This is a genomic window from Salmonella sp. SAL04162, assembly GCF_046551535.1.
Lineage (GTDB): Bacteria > Pseudomonadota > Gammaproteobacteria > Enterobacterales > Enterobacteriaceae > Salmonella > Salmonella enterica.
Window position 1 is genome coordinate 135893 of sequence record NZ_JBGDVX010000011.1, and the last position, 18975, is coordinate 154867.

The following is an 18975-nucleotide window of genomic DNA, read 5'->3' on the forward strand; positions in this document are numbered from 1 at the left end:
CCGTTTTGACCGTTCGGATATCCTCCGGGTCGGGTAAACTAAGGCAAAAGATCAGACGAGACCCACGAATGAAAAAGAAAACATCGCTCAGCGAGGAGGACCAGGCGCTGTTCCGTCAGCTGATGGTCGGCACCCGAAAGATTAAACAGGATACTATCGTCCATCGGCCACTGCGCAAGAAAATCACGGAAGTCCCTACCCGAAGGTTAATTCAGGAACAGGCGGACGCCAGCCACTATTTTTCTGATGAGTTCCAGCCGCTGCTCAATACGGAAGGGCCGGTAAAGTATGTCCGTGAAGATGTCAGCCATTTCGAGCTAAAAAAAATGCGCCGCGGCGACTATTCGCCAGAACTGTTTCTGGATTTACACGGCTTAACGCAGCTTCAGGCCAAGCAGGAATTGGGAGCGCTAATTGCCGCCTGCCGTCGGGAACATATTTTTTGCGCCTGCGTCATGCATGGACACGGTAAACATATTCTGAAACAGCAAACGCCGTTATGGCTGGCGCAGCATCCGCATGTGATGGCCTTTCATCAGGCACCAAAAGAGTACGGCGGCGACGCCGCGCTGCTGGTGTTGATTGAAGTGGAAGAGTGGCAACCGCCCGAATTACCCTGATGCGGAATTGCCGGATGGCGGCGCAAGCGGCTTATCCAGCCTACGAACAGCCAGCGCTGTCGTAGGCCTGATAAGCGAAGCGCCATCAGGCAGCAAAGATTAAATCGCTTTCGCCATTTTCAGATTGCAGGGACTCATTTGCCAGTTGAATGTCCCCTTGCCGCTTACATCAAGCGTAACGTTGGCAATTGCGGACGTCGTGAACATCGGCGGCGTTTCGCCCGGACAAAGCTCAGATACCAGGTATCCGACCAGAGGTAAGTGAGAGATCACCAGCACCGATCCGATCTCTTCATTGGCCAGCGCCTGGAGGTAGGCGCTGACCAGACCGACATCGCCACAGGGCGTTAGCTCCGGCAGGACATCCACCTGAGCCGGCAGATTCATACAATCGCCGACCACATCTAACGTCTGTTCGGCCCGAAGAAACGGACTCACCAGAACACGTTCGATATCCACTTTTTGACCTTTCAGCCAGTTCGCCATCAGGCGAGACTCGTCACACCCACAAGGGGTCAAGGGACGAACCGAATCACTGGCGGCATCGAGGGCTGCGTCGCCGTGACGCATGATAAAAACTTGCATATTGCACCGCTTTTGTTAACCAGTTTCACCAACACGCTTACCACATGCCCCTATTGGCTGCGGCAAAAATGCGGTGGCCGGCATTGTGCCTTATCCATTCACCGAATGAAACGCTGTTTTTTACCTCAATGGCGTAAGTATAGTCAATCCTTGATTATTATTTCGCCATTAAGGAGGCATTCAGTGCGGATTCATATTCTCTTTGACCTCAATTTCCCTGGTCAGTTTCCCCATTCGTCCAGAAATGCTCCCTGCGCTCCGCCATGCGCACTAATTGTTCACAAGGCGCGTAACGAGGACCGTAAAGTGCGGCCAGGCGCTGTAATGTCGCCACCATTTCACCCGGCCCGAGAGCATCCATATAGCGGAACGGGCCACCGAGGAACGGCGGAAAACCGATACCAAACACGGCGCCAATATCGCCATCGCGCGCGCTGCGAATCACTTTTTCGTCGAAACAGCGCGCCGCTTCGTTAAGCATTAACATGACACAGCGCTCTGCCACCTGCTGCGCAGATAGTCGACTCTGCCCTTGCACGCCAATAAGCTTATAAATAGCAGGGTCAACCTGTTTTTTGCTTTTACGCCCTTTTTCGCCATAAAGATAGAAACCGCGGCCATTTTTTCTACCTTTGCGATCGTCATTCAAAATTGAAGCGACAACATTTGCAGGCGCGCTAAAACGTTCTCCATACGCCGCCTCAAGCACAGGAATAATTTTAGTGCCCGTGTCGATTCCTACCTCATCCAAAAGTTGGATTGGCCCCACCGGAAAACCAAATTTTACCAGGGCGGCGTCAATATGTTCGACACGTTCGCCTTCAGTCAGCATCCGAATCGCCTCATTGATATATGGCGCAAGAATTCGGTTAACATAAAACCCGGCTTTATCGCTGACGACTATCGGGGTTTTACCCTGTTTTTTCGCCAGCTTAACGGTCGTGGCGATGGTCTGCGCGGAAGTAGACGCGTGAGGAATGACCTCAACCAGCGGCATTTTCTCGACCGGGCTAAAAAAGTGCAATCCAATCACCTGTTCCGGTCTGGCCGCATTCGCCGCAATATCGCCAATCGGCAGGGAAGAAGTATTGGAGGCAAAAATGGTGTGAGCAGCGCAATTTTGTTCCACTTCCGCCACCATCTGTTGTTTTAACGGCAGATCTTCAAACACCGCTTCAATGACCAGATCACGATGACTGAAACCACGATAATCTGTCGAACCTGATATCAACGCCAATTGTTTATCGCGTTCGCTGGCTTTGATATGGCGGCGGCGTACTTTTGTTTCAAGCAGATCCCAGCTGTACTTCAGAGCATGATTGATCCCCTGAGTATTTATATCCTTAATTCGTACTGGCAATCCGCCTTTACAGGCCGTAACCCAGGCGATACCGCCACCCATTAACCCGCCGCCTAAGATGCCCACGCTGTTCAGCGGGCCGGGCGGCGCATCGCTACCGGGATCTTTTTTCACCTCGGTACTGGCAAAGAAAATAGCGCGCAGCGCCTGCGATTGAGGCGTCATCGCCAGCTCGCCGAAAGCGCGCGCTTCCGCGTCATAGCCGCTACTGCTGCCCTGCGCCAGTCCCGTTTCAATCACATCAATGATCCGCTCCGTCGCCGGATAATTACCCTGCGTTTTTTGCGCCGTCTTTTTACGCACCAGGCGAAATAACAGCGCGCGCCCCAGCGGCCCCGCCAGGATACGTTCCCGGACCGGTAATGTCCGTTGCGCCAGGCGTTCTTTTTTAGCCAGCTCGACAGCCGCTTCCAGTAAAATAGTTTGCGGCACCACATCATCAACCAGCCCGGCTTTAAGCGCCTGTCTGGCGCGAAGCTGTTTACCTGTCAGGATCATATCCAGCGCGGTACTGACCCCCACCAGCCGCGGAAGACGCTGCGTTCCGCCCGATCCCGGTAAAAGCCCTAACTGTACCTCCGGCAGTCCGAGAATAGTTTTAACGTCGTCGGTACAGATACGTCGATGGCAGGCCAGCGCCATTTCAAGGCCGCCCCCCAGACAGGCGCCATGAATGGCGGCGATAACCGGAACAGGCAACGCCTGGATCTCCGCCATCAGTTGTTGCCCCTGACGCGCCAGCGTTTCCGCTTCCTGCGCATTTTGGCAGTGACCTATCATGTTGATATCAGCGCCAGCAATAAAGTTATCTGCTTTGGCTGAGATAAAAACAACGCCCTGCAACGCTTTATTTTCCCGGATCTGCTTCAGGATGGCGCGTACCTGCGCGGCAAACTCCGCTTTCAGGGTGTTCACCTTTTCTCCAGGGACATCAATAGCGACAACCGCGACATTATCCAGACGCACGTTAAGCATAAAAGCTGATGTGGTAGTCATTATTCCGCCTCCAGAACCATCGCCGCGCCAAGACCGCCAGCCGCGCAGGCTGTGACCAGGCCAAAACCTCCGCCCCGACGCCGTAATTCATGCAACGTTTGGGTTATCATCCGCGCGCCCGTTGCGGCAAAAGGATGCCCGTAGGCGATTGAGCCGCCAAGCACGTTGAATTTAGCGTCATCCACCTCCCCTGTCGCCTGCGCACGACCAAGCACCTCACGGGCAAATCGTTCGCTGCCCAGCAGTTGTAAGTTCGCCAGAGTCTGGGCGGCAAACGCTTCATGCATGTCAAAAAGCGTCAGATCGGCCATCGTCAACCCGGCCCGCTCCAGCGCCAGCGGCGTTGACCAGGCCGGCCCCAATAGCATGTCCTGCCAGACATCAATAGCGGTAAAGGCGTAGCTGCGCAGATAACCAAGCGGGTGCAGCCCCAGCTCTTTAGCGCGGGATTCGGTCATCAGAATAACGGCGGCAGCGCCGTCGGTCAGCGGTGTACTATTGGCGGCGGTCACGGAGCCATGTTTTCTGTCAAAAGCGGGACGCAGTTTAGCGTAGTCCGCCAGCGTGGAGGTGCCGCGAATGTTGTTGTCTTCTGCAAAGGGGTTTTTATACGGCGGCACATAGGTCGTCATCACTTCTTCCGCCAGTGTGCCCTCCGCCCATGCCTGCGCGGCGCGCTGATGTGAACGATGCGCCAGCGCGTCCTGCTGTTCACGCGTAATACCATACGTTTTCGCCATCTGTTCGGCGGTATCGCCCATGCGCAGACCGGTGGAATACTCAGCGACGGCGGGAGGAACGGGCAGCAGGTCGCGTAAGCGCAGACGAGAAAAAAGCGTCAGCCGTTGGCGGGTCGTCCGGGCTTTATTGACATCAACCAGTACCCGCGCCAGGGCTTTACTCACGCCTATTGGGAGTACCGACGACGAATCTGCGCCGCCAGCGATACCCGCGCGTATCGTGCCGGCCATCAGGCTTTCCGCCACATTCGCTACCGCCTGAAAACTGGTGGCGCAGGCGCGGCTTACGCTATAGGCATCGGTATGAACATTCATCCCCGTACCCAGCACAATTTCGCGCGCAATGTTGGGCGCTTCCGGCATTTGTACTACCTGACCAAAAACCAGTTGCTCAATGGCATCGGCTGGAATTTCACTGCGCGCCAGCAGCTCGCCTACCACCATCTTGCCGAGATCAACAGCGGGAATACCATGAAATGCAGTGGCCTGACGAGCGAAGGGGGTTCGTAACCCACTGACAATTGCAATGCGATCGCCCTGGCGGGTGACCAACGGTAAAGCCTGACGCATAGTACTCCCCTGTAAAAAAATAAATTAGTGGTCTGACCTGATCACAGTCTTAACCAATTTTTTACATTTAGCCAAGCAGAGAGAAAAGAAAGTGGGAGCTAAGGCACAGTGAAGGGAAGCGACAAAAAAAGAAAACGCCTCCGCCAGATGATGACGGAGGCGTCGTGAATGAACGGATTAACGCAGGCCGAGCTGGAAGATCAGCGTTTCTGCTTCGCAGGCGAAAACAAAATCAATATCCAGACGAACGCCTTCGGATTCCTCGGTAAAGATTGGCGTAATTTGGCAAGGTTCAGACTCCACGCTACGCGCTTTTTCGGTTAACGCCGCCAGCGTCTCTTCAGCCTCTGCGCGGGTAGCGAATACGCGGCTGTATGACGCGGTGCAATCGGAGTTGTCCATGATGGTTCCAACGTCCATACAGCAGCAAACCGGGGTTTCATCAGCACTGCATTTACTCATTGTAGATTTCCTCTGTATTTGCACCCAGGGTGCCAGATAAACGATGGGGATATTTTACGCTCCCGGCATTCGCCTCTCCAGTCGTTAATGGTGGGAAACGCGTTAAGTGACCGAAATCACACTTAAAAATGATCTAAAACAAAAATCGCGCGATCGGGTGACCGTTAAGCCCGCCGATTTTGCCAGCCAGATCTCGTTTCTAAGATCACAATTGAAAAAACTTATAAACATACTTGCAACATTCTAGCTGGTCAGACCTATACTCTCGCCACTGGTCTGATTTCTAAGTCGTACCGCAGACCCTACACTTCGCGCTCCTGTTACAGCATGTAACATAGTTTGTATAAAAATAATCAATGAGGTTATGGTCATGAGCCAGAAAACCCTGTTTACAAAGTCTGCTCTCGCAGTCGCAGTGGCAATCATCTCCACCCAGGCCTGGTCTGCAGGCTTTCAGTTAAACGAATTTTCTTCCTCTGGCCTTGGCCGGGCCTATTCGGGTGAAGGCGCAATCGCAGATGATGCAGGTAACGTTAGCCGCAACCCGGCGTTAATTACCATGTTTGACCGCCCGACGTTTTCAGCGGGCGCGGTTTATATTGATCCTGATGTTAATATTAGCGGGACATCGCCATCCCGTCGGACGTTAGATGCGGATAACATCGCGCCGACGGCCTGGGTGCCGAACGTCCATTTTGTCGCCCCGATTAACGACCAGTTTGGCTGGGGGGCTTCTATTACCTCTAACTATGGTCTGGCGACAGAGTTTAACGACACATACGCCGGCGGCTCGGTAGGCGGTACGACCGATCTTGAAACCATGAACCTGAATTTAAGCGGCGCTTATCGCTTAAATGAGGCCTGGAGCTTCGGCCTCGGCTTTGATGCGGTATACGCGCGTGCAAAAATCGAACGTTTTGCGGGCGATTTAGGCCAGTTGGTCGCGGCACAGAATCCGGCGCTGGCGCCGGTCGCGGGTCGGATTCCCAGCGATACCAAGATTGCCCACCTGAACGGTAATCAGTGGGGCTTTGGCTGGAATGCCGGGATCCTTTATGAACTGGATAAAAATAACCGCTACGCGCTGACCTACCGCTCAGAAGTCAAAATTGACTTTAAAGGCAACTACAGTAGCGATCTTCCCATCGCTATAAACCAATTTAATCTGCCCATCCCAACGGCAACCGGCGGCGCGACGCAGTCAGGCTACCTGACGCTGAATCTGCCGGAAATGTGGGAAGTGTCCGGTTATAACCGTGTGGCGCCACAGTGGGCCATCCACTATAGCCTGGCCTATACCAGCTGGAGTCAGTTCCAGGAATTGAAGGCAAAATCGACCGCCGGCGATACGCTCTTTGAGAAGCATGAAGGCTTTAAAGACGCTTACCGCATTGCGTTGGGTACCACCTATTACTACGATGACAACTGGACGTTCCGTACCGGTATCGCCTTCGATGACAGCCCGGTACCAGCGCAAAACCGTTCTATCTCTATTCCGGACCAGGACCGTTTCTGGCTGAGCGCCGGTACGACTTACGCCTTTAATAAAGATGCGTCTGTCGACGTTGGCGTCTCTTATATGCATGGTCAGAGCGTGAAAATTAATGAAGGCCCTTATCAGTTTGAATCTGAAGGGAAAGCCTAGCTGTTCGGTACTAACTTTAACTACGCGTTCTAATCTCTTTCTGAAGCGGATCAAAAAGGTGAGCATTGCGCTCACCTTTTTATTTACTGCCGTTTATTCCGAGTCGATCTCTTTGAGTTCGTCCTGAATCGCCTGCGCGTTCGGGTTTTCCTGCGGCTTGAGTTTTCCGCCATTGGCGATAAAGTCATGACGCTGGAAGTACGCCTCGCGCACCATAATATAAGGATCGGAAGACTGACGTAGCAAACCATCGGAGTCCAGCAACTGCGCGCGGGTTTCTATCCCTTCGATAGTCCATTTTCCTATGGACATTGGCCAGGTCAACCACGAGAGCACCGGATACAAGGTATCCGCCATATCCCCGCCATCTTCACGCAGCGTGAAGCTGCCGTAGAACGGAAGTTGCACATAAGGCCCATACCCCACGCCATAATGGCCCAGAGTACTGCCAAAGCGATGCGGTTCAACGCGCTGCAGCTTAGGATTCGCCATTCCCGCGACGTCAATAAAGCCGCCCATCCCTAATAAGGTGTTCAGGAAGAAACGGGTGAAATGCACCATACCCTGATAAGGATCGCCCTGCAGGAAATAGTTCACCATGATCGCCGGTTCTTCGAGGTTGCCGGTGAAATTACTTAAACCGTTACGCGCAGGCTGTGGAACATAATCACGCCAGGCGACCGCGACCGGCCGAACAACATACGGGTCCAGCACATTAAAGTTGAAGTTGTACATGGTGCGGTTAAACCCTTCAAATGGGTCTGAACGCCCCTGCTGTTCTGTACCGGAACTCGCACACCCGACCAGCAGTGTGGTTCCCAGCGCCAGCGCCGACAGGCGAAGCTTCATAGATGTCTCCCTGTGAATTATGGCTATCGCTGATTGCCATCCATGACGGAACGCTACCGTATCCGCCTGTTTAGGTGTGAGCGATTTTAACAGCACGTCAAACGATGTCTATATGCGCGATCTCATTGCTCTGAGCATAGCCTGGTAACGCAACAACGTGACTGCCCCATTCTAACGAAACAGATAAAAACGAGTGTGATCATTTTTATTTTTTCGGAGAATGCCCCGGCCTGGGTAAATGAAAAACCGCTACGCTTTATTAATATGTGTTAATCAGCAGGGATCATCATGGATAGCCTTAACGACGATAAAATTAACCGGCACAGCAGTGACCTGGAAGTTGAAAGCGAAGAAAAACAAAGCGGTAAAGAGATTGAAGTGGATGAAGATCGTCTTCCCTCCCGCGCCATGGCGATTCATGAACATATTCGCCAGGATGGTGAAAAAGAGATGGAACGCGATGCGATGGCTTTGCTCTGGTCAGCCATTGCCGCAGGACTTTCTATGGGGGCATCACTCCTGGCGAAAGGAATTTTCCACGTGCAGCTTGAAGGCGTTCCCGGCGGCTTTTTACTGGAAAATCTCGGCTATACCTTTGGTTTTATCATTGTCATCATGGCCCGCCAGCAATTATTTACTGAAAATACCGTTACTGCCGTATTGCCGGTAATGCAAAATCCCACTCTGAGTAACGTTGGCCTGCTGATGCGCTTATGGGGCGTAGTCTTATTGGGCAACCTTATTGGCACCGGGGTTGCGGCGTGGGCATTTAAATATATGCCTATATTTGATGAAGAGACCCGCGACGCCTTTGTCAAAATTGGTATGGAGGTCATGAAAAATAGCCCAACGGAGATGTTTGCCAACGCGATTATCTCTGGCTGGATCATCGCCACAATGGTATGGATGTTTCCTGCTGCAGGCGGGGCAAAGATTGTGGTCATTATTTTGATGACCTGGCTTATCGCGCTGGGCGATACCACCCATATTGTCGTCGGTTCCGTTGAAATTTTGTATTTGGTTTTCAACGGCACGCTGCCCTGGAGCGACTTTCTCTGGCCCTTCGCCCTTCCCACACTTGCCGGAAATATCTGCGGCGGCACCTTTATTTTCGCATTGATGAGCCACGCGCAGATCCGCAACGATATGAGCAATAAGCGTAAGGAAGAAGCGAGGCTACGCGGCGAGCGCCTGGAACGGGAGCGGAAAAAAGCGGAAAAACAGCGCTGAGTGGCGACGGTTTAACCAGTCAGGCGGCGCTACACTTACTCCGGCGAATAAAAAACGCTATACTGGCGCCGTGTTGTCCCCTTAGTTAAATGGATATAACGAGCCCCTCCTAAGGGCTAGTTGCAGGTTCGATTCCTGCAGGGGACACCATTGATACCCAGGACATTCTCTTCTTGCTGCATAACCTTTCGAGCGGTTCCCCTTTCATGTTGCTTTTATTGCCCCTATGCAATATCACCGGACATGCCATACGTTCAGCAAAAAGTCGTCATCGGCCGGTTATGACCGATGACATCCTGATGTGGTCTAGAAGCGGTACTGCAACCCCGCGGTAACCGTATAGTTATTATTAGCTATACCTGCGGCATCGCCACCAAAATAAGCCGTATCACCGCTGGTTTTATCTATGATTTGCGTACCGCCCTTACCTTCTTCATATTTACTGTAAGCAAACTCAGCAAAGATTTTTGCATTACTGGTAATATAATATCCGGCGTCAATAGAAGCGCCATAATATCGTGAATTTTCCGTTTTTTCACGGAAGGTAAGTTTGCGCATGTAGTGTTCGTCATTATCATGCGCATTTACCCAGTCGCTGTATTTAAACAGTACATTACACTCAAAGTCATTAATACGATAATCAGCCGCCAGCCCGATATAGGGCATTTCGAAACGCTGGCTATAACCTATGCCGCGCACGCCATGAGGAAAATTACCAATATATCGACCATTATCATAAATATAAGACCCGCCTCTTGCCGTCCAGCTAAAACGGGTTTCCTGATAGCCCGCTGTTACGCCCGCCTTGTAGTTATCGCCCTGCAATAACCAACCTTTCACGTTCAAATCGTATTCATTAGCATAGTTGACGCTGGTGTCCGGATGAATTGAACGATCGGTCCAGCCTGGCTGCTCACTGCTCATCCAGTCATGGTCAACCATATGACCAGATCCCGACGCCAAAGACGTCCAGCCGCGGGCGTCCAGCGTCATGAACGAATAGGGTTCCCATGATAAATCCCCCTGCAACGTGGCGACATTTTTTATTTTCCAGTCCAGTTGACTCAGCTTCCGCCCGGTGTCGGTATCATAAACCAGCTCCCTGGATTTACCATTTAACACTCCCACGGAAAGGGATGTCGTGACGCTCTCAGGAGAGACGTCCGGAATAAATAAGGTAGACTCCGCATAAGCCGACTCAGAAAATACGGCGATCATCATTACTGCAATAGCATGTTTTTTCATTTCTCTTGTCCTCATATTCAGATGTAATCTGGAGAGGTAATGAAGTTTTCATCTTGTCAAATCGTCGGACAAGAGTACATTTATTACGCCAGAGAAATTGACGCATTTTTACTTTATATTGAAGTTAAGAAATAGAATTCGATGCTCAGGAGAATAATAAGCAAGCTATAATCATGATGGAATGATTTACCATTACGGTGATGCGGCGTTATCTGGCTAACGACATCGTTGCTGATGTTGTCAGCCAGATTGAAAGTAACTGTAATATCAGAATTTATAATGCTCTTTACTTAAACCATATTTTTTCATGCGCAGATAAAGTTTTTTACGGGGAATTTGCAGGTACTCCGCCACTTCATTAATTCGTCCCTGATGAATATTTAATGCTTCGGTAATAATTTGTCGCTCATACTCTTCAACGCGCCGGTCAAGCGGGGTCGGCTCCTGAAGAAGCAACTGCGGGTTGACCGTTTCCGCCAGCGGCAGCACGCCAACAGCAAAAAGCTCTGCCGCATTAGCCAGTTCGCGCACATTGCTTGGCCAGGCGCGTCGCATTATTCCTTTCAGTAATTCCCCCGCTATTTCCGGCACTGGATGATTGAGTCGCAGGCAGGCTTTTCGAAGATAATGGCGAAATAACGGCTCGATATCATCCGGTCGCTGAGAAAGAGACTGGCAGGCGATTTGGGTCATGGCGAAACAGTAGTAAAGCTCGGCCGCAATCTGGTTAGCTGCCGCCTGCTCCACCAGCGAAGCGCTGCCAACGCCCACCAAACGAAAAGGCCGATGCTCCAGGCTTTGTAAACGCGCCAGATGGTGCTGCTGTTCGCGTGTCAGATATTCGGGATGACTCAACACCAGCGTACCTCCTTGCGCCTGGTCGATGAATGTCTCCAACTGCCCGGCATTCTCCGGCGTGAGTTCATAGCGTACAAACGGCCCTTTCGCGTTACGCCCCAGTTGATGGAGATAACGGGCGCCAGTCATACGTCCAGTGCCATGCTCACCGTAAAACCATACGGCAATGTCCGTTTCCGCCAGTTGTTGTAACCGTTGTCGAAACTGATTCATCCACTCGCTGCGCCCAATCAGTTCAACCTGTAACGTCTGCTGGCAATATTGCCGCCGTGCAATGACCGACCGGCGCTGGCGTAGCGCGTCTTCAATTAATATCAACAGCTTGCCCGGATCGACGGGTTTTTGCAGAAAATCCCAGGCGCCCTTTTTCACCGCATCAACCGCCATCGGTACATCGCCATGTCCGGTAATCAATAAGATTGGCAGTTGATCGTCATCCTGATGAAACAGCGTCATAAGATCGATACCGGAACACCCCGGCATACATACATCGCTCAAAACGATCCCCTCCCAATCCGCTTTTACCCACTCTTTGGCCTCGAAAGGATGGGTAAAGCCACGCACGCGGTAGCCTGCCTGCTCAAGCATTTGGGTATAGGCGTCAAGTACATCAACGTCATCATCAATCAGCAAAATAGAACATTCATCATTCAACATCATCGACATCCGTTACCGAGAATTGCAGCACCACGCAAGCGTTACGCGTCAGCGTCGACGCCAGACGCAGGTCGCCCTTCATTTGCGCCATCAGCGACACGCTAATCGACAGCCCAATACCCAATCCGACAGCTTTACTGGTAGTAAATGGCTTGAGTAAAGAGGGCAACAGCGCCACAGGCCAGCCAGGGCCGTTATCTGCAATATAAACCTCCAGCGCCTCTCCCTGCGTCTGCCACGTCACCGCGATCGCCGCATCATGCGAACAGGCGTCAAGCGCATTCGCCAGCACATTCACCAGAACCTGCTGAATACGCACTTCATCGCCGCTAACCCATACGGTGTCGGTTGGCAGTGAAAGCGCTCCCTGCCGGGATTGGTGGCGCATGGCTAATAACTCCCATGCCGCCACAAAGGTTTGGCGCAGATCAACGGGATACAATGGCGTTTCCAGCTCCGCCCGGCGGGTAAACTGCCGCAGCGAACGGATAATGGCGTCAATCCGGTTAATGAGCCCTTCCGCTTTGGTGAGCGTATTTCTCGCCTGTCCGCTCTGACCTTGTTCAATCGCGCGTCCCGCCGTAAATAAATACATTGAAAGCGCATTCAGCGGCTGGTTAATTTCATGCGCCAGCGTGGTCATGGTCTGGCCGACTACCGCCAGTTTCGCCGTCTGAATCAACTCATCCTGCATGGCGCGCAGGTCGGCTTCTATCTCTTTGCGCTCGGCGACCTCTTGTTCAAGCTGCCTGCGTTGCATATTGAGCTGGCCCAGCGTATGACGTAGCAAACGGGCTATCCGTCCTAGCTCATCGCGCCCGTAAACCGGGATAGTCGAGTCGGTTCTCCCCAGCCCTATCTGTACCACAGCCTGATTAAGCGCGGTAAAACGCTTTACCAGCCGGGAACGGATAAAATAGTGGTTGAGTCCCCAGGCCAGCAGCAATGCCAGGAGCGTCGCCACTAAAATAAGCCCGCCGCTAACGCGAACAATCTGTTCCAGGCGTTGATTGAACGTCTGCATTTGCTGGTGACTACTACCTAACTGCGCCTCAAGCAGCGTGCGAAAGCGCCCTAGCGTAGCCTCTCTGGCGCGGCTGGCGTCCAGTAAGGCTTTTTGCGCCGCAACATAATCGCGCATGGTATCGGGCATCTTATTTTTTACCATCCCGATTTCCAATAGTTCGTCGATGGTTTGCCGCAGCGTGATCGTACTGGGCCAGTCATCCAGCGCACGAATATTCTCATCCGCCGTTTTTTTTAGGTTTTCCAGATAGCGAATATGGGTCTCCACCAACATCCCGTCATTATTGCCGGACTTGAGCTCATTCAATCTGTCGCGCAGGTCGTCAACAATCTGATTTTCAATTCGCGCCAGGGTATATACCTGTTGCTGCTCGTTCTGCACCTCGCGCGAACGTTGCAAGTACTGCGCTGCATCGCCCTGATTCGCCTCAATTTGATCGAGCAGCGTCCCCTGCTGCCAGGTAAAATCCTGTACCAGCGAATTTAGCTCCGTGGTGAAATCATCATGGAGCCAGTCAATACGAGCGGAAAGCTCGCTGACTTTCTCCCGCACCAAAAACATGTTGTAGAGGGCGTTGTCCAGCTCCGCCAGCAAGGTCCGGCTATCCTGTAAAATGACGGCCAGTTGCCGGCGCTCAGCAAGCTGAAGCCCCTGACTCAGACGCTCAATCTTATCCAGATGCTGAATAATCTGCGTACGTAACTGCAAACGTACCGTCGTGTTCGGCGCCAGCAAAAATTCATTGAGCTGATCCACGGCCAGATTCAGGTTCCCCTCAATTAAAAAAGCGGAGTGGATGCGAGGAAAATATTCATCAAGCGAATAGCGAACCTGCGAACTTTGCTCATGCCAGGAATAAAGGCTGACCATACTGACAATCAGCGTCAGTAATGCGCCAGTTAAAAATGCGCCCCGTAAACTGTTGCTGATACTGAGCTGACGAAGCCGTTGCAATAATCTCCCCTTCATTTCAGCTCTTCCAGTTTGTGAATCGCCAGCCGCTGATTGTTCAGAAACCAGATCTGCCACTCCATCATTTTTTGTTCGGCAAAGCTTTTATTATCAAACTGCGCCAGCCAGGTTTCATCTTCGCTGCTTGCCGCATCCACCGGGACGCTGGTCAATAAGGCTCTGATTTCAGGTAAGGGGCGTTTAAGCCGCGTTTCTGCGCTGTGCAACGCTCGCCATGCATCTTTAAGCTGCGCGAGACGAAAACTGATCGCGGTATCAAACATGCGTTGTACCAGTTGCTGACGCTTCAGGATCAGACGATAGTTCAACGGCGGCTGGGCCATCAAACGCTGTTGTTGCGCGGCGCGAGGATTATCGGCGCTAAGCGGTGCGACGGGATACTTACCGGTATTCGCGTCAGCCAGTATCCTTTGCCCTTTCGGACTTAATAAGTAATGAATAAAAGCACGCGCTTCGTCTGCATGACGGCTGTTTTTCAACACCGCGACGTAAGTGGGCGACACCGCAGAATACGGGAAATAGGTAAAAGTAAGATTAGGATCGTTAAGTAGCAAATTAGCATAGTTATCAATGACCGGCCCGGCAACGCCAAGCCCGCTTTTGATTTTATCCGCTACGCCGAAACTGCGAGAGGAAATCGTGACCAAATTACCCGAGATTGCCAGCAGCGTCGCCCATCCTGCCGTCCAGCCTTTTTGCTGCAACAGCGACTCCACCATCAAATGATTGGTGTCTGAGCGTGACGGACTGCTCATTAATAGAGCGCCCTGGTAACTGGGCAGGCCCATATCCTGCCAGTCGGCAGGCGGCGGAAGATGGCGCGCAGCGAGCGCTGAACGATTGATCAATAGCCCAAATCCGGATACCGCTACCGCCACTGAAGTTGAGCGGATAGAACGCGGCACCAGCTTCTGGCTGGCGGCAGGCGCGCTATCTAATAGCGCCAGCTTTTGGTGCTCCTGAAGGTGTTGCAACAGCATGGGGGATGACGTCAGGATCAGATCGACATTTTCCGCATTCGCCGTATCAAGTAATTGCTCTAAAGAACCGCTGGTGCGGTTGAGCGTACGAATCATGACGGAACCCGGCTCCGTCTGCCAGCGCTGGATAATCCAGGCGGTCGCGCTGGGTGAAAAGGTCGTTGCCATCACCAGCTCGCGGCTGTACGCCTGGCAAGAACCGAACATCGCCGCCAGCCATAGCGTAAAAGCGCCCACTCTGGCGAAACGACCACAGCATGAGAAAAGTCGATTTGTGATCCCGTTCATAAATATCGATATCACATAAAGAAAATATTGAGACAAAACTTACCCTTTTATTTCTGTTGGCATCCAGAACAGCGTTATTTGAATAATAACGGGTCCGTCGCTCGAAAACATCAATAAAGCGTATCAGATTACTGGCAGCAAATTTGTTAATATCCGCACATGCTAACGATAAAACGGCCATGCCAATAATTAAAGTTTCACCACCCCCTTCAGGATGGGTCAAAAATAACCTTTAAATTCACCCAATTGAGTCAATTTTGACACATTTCTTCGACTTGAATTTTATTGTCACTCCTTTCACTCTACCGACAAAACCTCCTGATGTTCATCTCACTATAAAATACAGGTGACTCCATGTTAACAATATTAAAAACAGGGCAATCGGCGCATAAAGTCCCACCGGAAAAAGTCCAGGCTACGTATGGTCGATATCGTATACAGGCATTGTTAAGCGTATTTCTGGGATATCTCGCTTACTATATAGTCAGAAACAACTTCACATTATCGACGCCTTATTTAAAAGAGCAATTGGATCTCAGCGCTACGCAAATCGGCCTGCTGAGTAGCTGTATGCTTATTGCTTACGGAATCAGTAAAGGCGTAATGAGCAGTCTGGCGGATAAAGCCAGCCCAAAAGTCTTCATGGCGTGCGGTCTGGTACTCTGCGCGATTGTTAACGTTGGGCTGGGATTCAGTAGCGCATTCTGGATATTTGCCGCTCTGGTGGTCTTCAATGGCCTTTTTCAGGGCATGGGCGTCGGCCCCTCGTTTATTACCATTGCAAACTGGTTCCCTCGCCGGGAACGCGGACGCGTAGGCGCCTTCTGGAATATCTCGCATAACGTTGGCGGCGGGATCGTCGCGCCTATCGTCGGTGCGGCTTTTGCGATATTGGGCAGCGAACACTGGCAAAGCGCCAGTTATATCGTTCCGGCCTGCGTCGCCGTCATTTTTGCCTTAATTGTTCTGGTATTGGGAAAAGGTTCGCCGCGCGAAGAAGGTCTTCCCTCCCTGGAACAGATGATGCCGGAAGAAAAAGTCGTACTGAAAACGAAGAATACGGCAAAAGCGCCGGAAAATATGAGCGCATGGCAAATCTTCTGTACTTATGTGCTGCGCAATAAAAATGCCTGGTATATTTCGCTGGTGGATGTCTTCGTCTATATGGTGCGGTTTGGCATGATTAGCTGGTTGCCTATCTATCTGTTGACAGTAAAACACTTTTCAAAAGAACAGATGAGCGTCGCGTTTCTCTTTTTCGAATGGGCGGCGATTCCCTCTACGCTACTGGCAGGCTGGCTGTCAGATAAACTGTTTAAGGGCCGCAGAATGCCGTTAGCCATGATTTGCATGGCGCTGATTTTTGTCTGTCTGATCGGATACTGGAAAAGTGAATCTTTGCTGATGGTAACGATTTTCGCCGCCATTGTAGGTTGTCTGATTTACGTCCCGCAATTCCTCGCGTCCGTACAGACAATGGAGATAGTCCCCAGCTTTGCCGTAGGTTCCGCCGTCGGATTACGTGGGTTCATGAGCTATATTTTCGGCGCCTCGTTGGGCACCAGCCTGTTTGGCGTCATGGTGGATAAACTGGGCTGGTACGGCGGATTTTATCTTCTGATGGGCGGTATCGTGTGCTGCATTCTATTCTGTTACCTCTCCCATCGCGGCGCGCTGGAACTAGAACGTCAGCGCCAGAATGCGTTACATAATCAGGACTCGCTGCAGCTTGCAGACGCGCAATAAACGATTAGCCTTCCCGGGGAACAGAAGCGCCGACATTGTCGGCGCTATCTATTCGCTGACATCGTATATACCCAAAATAATTCGAGTTGCTTAAAGGCGGCAAGGGAGTGAGTCCCCAGGAGCATAGATAACGATGTGACTGGGGTGAGCGACAAATCTGCCGGGAGCAGATTTGAACGTCGCGTGCGACGGCCCGTCAGGGCGAGGCCCATGGATGGGTCGAGTAATCCGTAGCCAACACATAAGCAACTTGAAGTATGAAGGGTATCTACTGACTAACGCTTACCGTATCCCACCATAAAGCGAATAATTAACCCACATGCCGGTGCGAGAAAAAGCAATAATCCGCTAACGATGTCATCGCCATCCTGCAGCCATACATTGAGTAAATAAATCAGCGCGGCAAGGATAACCATTCCCGTAAAAGAAGAAACCGCAGAAAAAGCCCCCATCACCTGACCGATATAGCCACTCACGGCAAGTATACTTATTGCAAGAAATGTCCATAAATAGATCATCTATAATACCTCCTGTCTATGGCAAGGCTTCCATATAGCCTTACAGTCCCTCTCACTTCTCCTTTAAGATAAACCTTATCAGCACGTCATTTCCATAACATTTATCTCACATTTTATTTTTCTAATCATTTTTCAATAACCTTCGTCTGAAATAAAATTATTACTGTAAAAACAATGCATTAAAAATAATGATTAGCTTATTTTTGCTACGGAAGAAATATTTACGCTTCTTGATAAAGAATTTCTGGGCGCGAGTAAATAACTGGTGGTACATTAGCCTGCCTGGCGTTCATGCCCTCGTGGTTTAGTACTGACTTAGTTTTACACTCCTTACGGGAACCATTGTCGTACATGATGGCCTAACTATACGCAAATCATTCAAGTTACCCTGATGGGCTTACTCAAGTAAGTGCTTCGGATAAGAGAACGCAACTTGAAGGATGATGCGTATTTCAGAGTGTACCGCTGCGGATAATGACTCTTCTGCGATACATTATTTTCGTATCTACAGAAGGTATTTTATGTTTTCTCAAAGCAAATTTTCACGCGCGTTTTTGCACCCGCGCTACTGGCTGACGTGGTTTGGCGTTGGCGTCCTCTGGTTACTGGTGCAGCTTCCCTACCCGGTTTTGCGTTTTCTGGGCACCCGCACCGGTAAACTGGCGCGCCCCTTCCTGAAGCGACGTGAGTCGATCGCCCAGAAAAATATTGAACTCTGTTTTCCGACCCTCTCCCGGGAAGAAAGGGAAAAACTGATCGCCGAGAATTTCCACTCTCTTGGCATGGCGCTGCTTGAAACGGGCATGGCCTGGTTCTGGCCTGATAGCCGGGTTCGCAAATGGTTTGATGTGGACGGGCTGGACAACCTTACCCGTGCGCAGGCGCAAAATCGCGGCGTAATGGTCGTTGGCGTGCATTTTATGTCGCTGGAATTGGGAGGCCGGGTAATGGGTCTCTGCCAGCCGATGATGGCGACCTATCGTCCGCATAACAATCCGCTCATGGAGTGGGTGCAGACGCGCGGTCGTATGCGCTCAAATAAAGCGATGATCGGCAGAAACAATCTGCGCGGCATTGTGGGCGCGCTAAAAAAAGGGGAAGCCGTTTGGTTTGCTCCCGACCAGGACTACGGCCCTAAAGGCAGCTCCTTTGCGCCATTTTTCGCGGTTGAAAACGTCGCCACCACCAACGGCACCTATGTACTGTCCAGGCTGTCTGGTGCCGCCATGTTGACCGTTACAATGGTCAGGAAATCCGATAACTCGGGTTATCGTCTGTATATTACCCCTGAAATGGAAGGTTACCCGGCAGATGAAAATCAAGCCGCTGCCTATATGAATAAAATTATTGAGAAAGAGATCATGCGCGCCCCGGAGCAATATCTCTGGATCCATCGCCGTTTCAAGACTCGCCCGTTGGGGGAAGCGTCACTCTACATCTGAAAAAGGCCGCAAGGCCTTTTATTTTGGCATTTCGCATTGTCATAATATTCATATCGTAAATTACTCATTCCTGCTTTTAGCGATAAGTCTCCTGTTTACAGGCGATTTTTTACTGTGTCGGCGGCGTCGCTCAATAGCGATTCATCACTGTCAGAAATTAAACTGTCGCCGATTCCCGACACTTG

General features: G+C 51.3%; 15 protein-coding genes and 1 tRNA gene. 6 read left to right on the plus strand and 10 right to left on the minus strand.

What is annotated here, in order from left to right:
• The first annotated feature begins 68 nt into the window (after window positions 1-68).
• Window positions 69-620: an endonuclease SmrB gene (gene smrB, locus ACLJRH_RS19980; RefSeq protein ID WP_000730794.1), complete on the plus strand. Its 552-nt coding sequence runs from the start codon at window positions 69-71 to the stop codon at window positions 618-620.
• A 99-nt stretch (window positions 621-719) separates the two neighbouring features.
• Here the strand turns inward: smrB and sixA are convergent, their stop codons facing one another.
• The 4 genes from sixA to ACLJRH_RS20000 all read right to left on the minus strand — a co-directional run bounded on the left by sixA (window position 720) and on the right by ACLJRH_RS20000 (window position 5333).
• The gene (gene sixA, locus ACLJRH_RS19985; RefSeq protein WP_001195801.1) at window positions 720-1205 is read right to left on the minus strand and encodes a phosphohistidine phosphatase SixA; all 486 of its coding nucleotides are present in this window, start codon (window positions 1203-1205) and stop codon (window positions 720-722) included.
• A 208-nt stretch (window positions 1206-1413) separates the two neighbouring features.
• Window positions 1414-3561 carry a fatty acid oxidation complex subunit alpha FadJ gene (fadJ, locus tag ACLJRH_RS19990; RefSeq protein ID WP_023136741.1) on the minus strand — a complete coding sequence of 716 codons (2148 nt, stop codon included), beginning with the start codon at window positions 3559-3561 and terminating at the stop codon, window positions 1414-1416.
• On the minus strand, window positions 3561-4871 hold the full coding sequence (gene fadI, locus ACLJRH_RS19995; RefSeq protein ID WP_023136740.1) for an acetyl-CoA C-acyltransferase FadI: 1311 nt from the start codon (window positions 4869-4871) through the stop codon (window positions 3561-3563). The genes fadJ and fadI overlap by 1 nt, the downstream gene beginning before the upstream one ends.
• Window positions 4872-5048: 177 nt before the next feature.
• The gene (locus tag ACLJRH_RS20000; protein WP_023136739.1) at window positions 5049-5333 is read right to left on the minus strand and encodes a YfcZ/YiiS family protein; all 285 of its coding nucleotides are present in this window, start codon (window positions 5331-5333) and stop codon (window positions 5049-5051) included.
• 370 nt (window positions 5334-5703) lie between these two features.
• Between ACLJRH_RS20000 and fadL the strand changes: the two genes are divergently transcribed.
• Window positions 5704-6978: a long-chain fatty acid transporter FadL gene (gene fadL, locus ACLJRH_RS20005; protein WP_410958102.1), complete on the plus strand. Its 1275-nt coding sequence runs from the start codon at window positions 5704-5706 to the stop codon at window positions 6976-6978.
• Between the two features lie 93 nt (window positions 6979-7071).
• On the opposite strand, the gene mlaA is transcribed toward fadL, so the two are convergent.
• Window positions 7072-7827, minus strand: a complete 756-nt coding sequence (gene mlaA / locus ACLJRH_RS20010; protein ID WP_000776789.1) for a phospholipid-binding lipoprotein MlaA — start codon at window positions 7825-7827, stop codon at window positions 7072-7074.
• Between the two features lie 288 nt (window positions 7828-8115).
• On the opposite strand from mlaA, the gene ACLJRH_RS20015 reads away from it, so the two are divergent.
• Together ACLJRH_RS20015 and ACLJRH_RS20020 are read left to right on the plus strand one after the other, a co-directional pair.
• Complete coding sequence (locus ACLJRH_RS20015) at window positions 8116-9057, plus strand: formate/nitrite transporter family protein (RefSeq protein WP_023136738.1); 942 nt, start codon at window positions 8116-8118, stop codon at window positions 9055-9057.
• A gap of 75 nt (window positions 9058-9132) precedes the next feature.
• Window positions 9133-9207: transfer RNA gene (locus ACLJRH_RS20020), tRNA-Arg, on the plus strand.
• A gap of 156 nt (window positions 9208-9363) precedes the next feature.
• On the opposite strand, the gene pgtE is transcribed toward ACLJRH_RS20020, so the two are convergent.
• From pgtE to pgtC, 4 genes are all read right to left on the minus strand, one after another.
• The gene (pgtE, locus tag ACLJRH_RS20025; protein ID WP_000716004.1) at window positions 9364-10302 is read right to left on the minus strand and encodes an omptin family outer membrane protease PgtE; all 939 of its coding nucleotides are present in this window, start codon (window positions 10300-10302) and stop codon (window positions 9364-9366) included.
• 267 nt (window positions 10303-10569) lie between these two features.
• Entirely contained in the window at window positions 10570-11817 is a 1248-nt protein-coding gene (gene pgtA / locus ACLJRH_RS20030) for a two-component system response regulator PgtA (protein WP_000930843.1), read from the minus strand.
• Window positions 11807-13813: a two-component system sensor histidine kinase PgtB gene (gene pgtB / locus ACLJRH_RS20035; RefSeq protein WP_000678493.1), complete on the minus strand. Its 2007-nt coding sequence runs from the start codon at window positions 13811-13813 to the stop codon at window positions 11807-11809. The genes pgtA and pgtB overlap by 11 nt, the downstream gene beginning before the upstream one ends.
• Window positions 13810-15003 carry a phosphoglycerate transport regulator PgtC gene (pgtC, locus tag ACLJRH_RS20040; RefSeq protein ID WP_000467985.1) on the minus strand — a complete coding sequence of 398 codons (1194 nt, stop codon included), beginning with the start codon at window positions 15001-15003 and terminating at the stop codon, window positions 13810-13812. Before pgtC ends, pgtB begins: the two co-directional genes overlap by 4 nt.
• A 435-nt stretch (window positions 15004-15438) precedes the next feature.
• On the opposite strand from pgtC, the gene pgtP reads away from it, so the two are divergent.
• Window positions 15439-16830: a phosphoglycerate transporter PgtP gene (gene pgtP, locus ACLJRH_RS20045; RefSeq protein ID WP_000955747.1), complete on the plus strand. Its 1392-nt coding sequence runs from the start codon at window positions 15439-15441 to the stop codon at window positions 16828-16830.
• A gap of 275 nt (window positions 16831-17105) precedes the next feature.
• On the opposite strand, the gene ACLJRH_RS20050 is transcribed toward pgtP, so the two are convergent.
• A complete protein-coding gene (locus tag ACLJRH_RS20050) occupies window positions 17106-17348 on the minus strand; it encodes a YfdY family protein (protein WP_000639889.1) in 243 nt (80 codons plus the stop codon).
• 521 nt (window positions 17349-17869) lie between these two features.
• Here ACLJRH_RS20050 and lpxP point away from each other — a divergent pair.
• Window positions 17870-18790 (plus strand): kdo(2)-lipid IV(A) palmitoleoyltransferase, encoded by a 921-nt coding sequence (gene lpxP, locus ACLJRH_RS20055; RefSeq protein ID WP_000492778.1) that lies wholly within the window; start codon window positions 17870-17872, stop codon window positions 18788-18790.
• Window positions 18791-18975: the final 185 nt, after the last annotated feature.

Bases quoted from the DNA above. Each gene is read 5' to 3' on its own strand.
- pgtC (WP_000467985.1), bottom strand. From the start codon at position 15,003: ATGTTCGGTTCTTGCCAGGCGTACAGCCGCGAGCTGGTGATGGCAACG.
- pgtE (WP_000716004.1), bottom strand. From the start codon at position 10,302: ATGAAAAAACATGCTATTGCAGTAATGATGATCGCCGTATTTTCTGAG.
- fadJ (WP_023136741.1), bottom strand. From the start codon at position 3,561: ATGACTACCACATCAGCTTTTATGCTTAACGTGCGTCTGGATAATGTC.
- sixA (WP_001195801.1), bottom strand. From the start codon at position 1,205: ATGCAAGTTTTTATCATGCGTCACGGCGACGCAGCCCTCGATGCCGCC.
- pgtP (WP_000955747.1), top strand. From the start codon at position 15,439: ATGTTAACAATATTAAAAACAGGGCAATCGGCGCATAAAGTCCCACCG.
- pgtA (WP_000930843.1), bottom strand. From the start codon at position 11,817: ATGTTGAATGATGAATGTTCTATTTTGCTGATTGATGATGACGTTGAT.
- ACLJRH_RS20050 (WP_000639889.1), bottom strand. From the start codon at position 17,348: ATGATCTATTTATGGACATTTCTTGCAATAAGTATACTTGCCGTGAGT.
- fadL (WP_410958102.1), top strand. From the start codon at position 5,704: ATGAGCCAGAAAACCCTGTTTACAAAGTCTGCTCTCGCAGTCGCAGTG.
- lpxP (WP_000492778.1), top strand. From the start codon at position 17,870: ATGTTTTCTCAAAGCAAATTTTCACGCGCGTTTTTGCACCCGCGCTAC.
- mlaA (WP_000776789.1), bottom strand. From the start codon at position 7,827: ATGAAGCTTCGCCTGTCGGCGCTGGCGCTGGGAACCACACTGCTGGTC.
- ACLJRH_RS20000 (WP_023136739.1), bottom strand. From the start codon at position 5,333: ATGAGTAAATGCAGTGCTGATGAAACCCCGGTTTGCTGCTGTATGGAC.
- fadI (WP_023136740.1), bottom strand. From the start codon at position 4,871: ATGCGTCAGGCTTTACCGTTGGTCACCCGCCAGGGCGATCGCATTGCA.
- smrB (WP_000730794.1), top strand. From the start codon at position 69: ATGAAAAAGAAAACATCGCTCAGCGAGGAGGACCAGGCGCTGTTCCGT.
- ACLJRH_RS20015 (WP_023136738.1), top strand. From the start codon at position 8,116: ATGGATAGCCTTAACGACGATAAAATTAACCGGCACAGCAGTGACCTG.
- pgtB (WP_000678493.1), bottom strand. From the start codon at position 13,813: ATGAAGGGGAGATTATTGCAACGGCTTCGTCAGCTCAGTATCAGCAAC.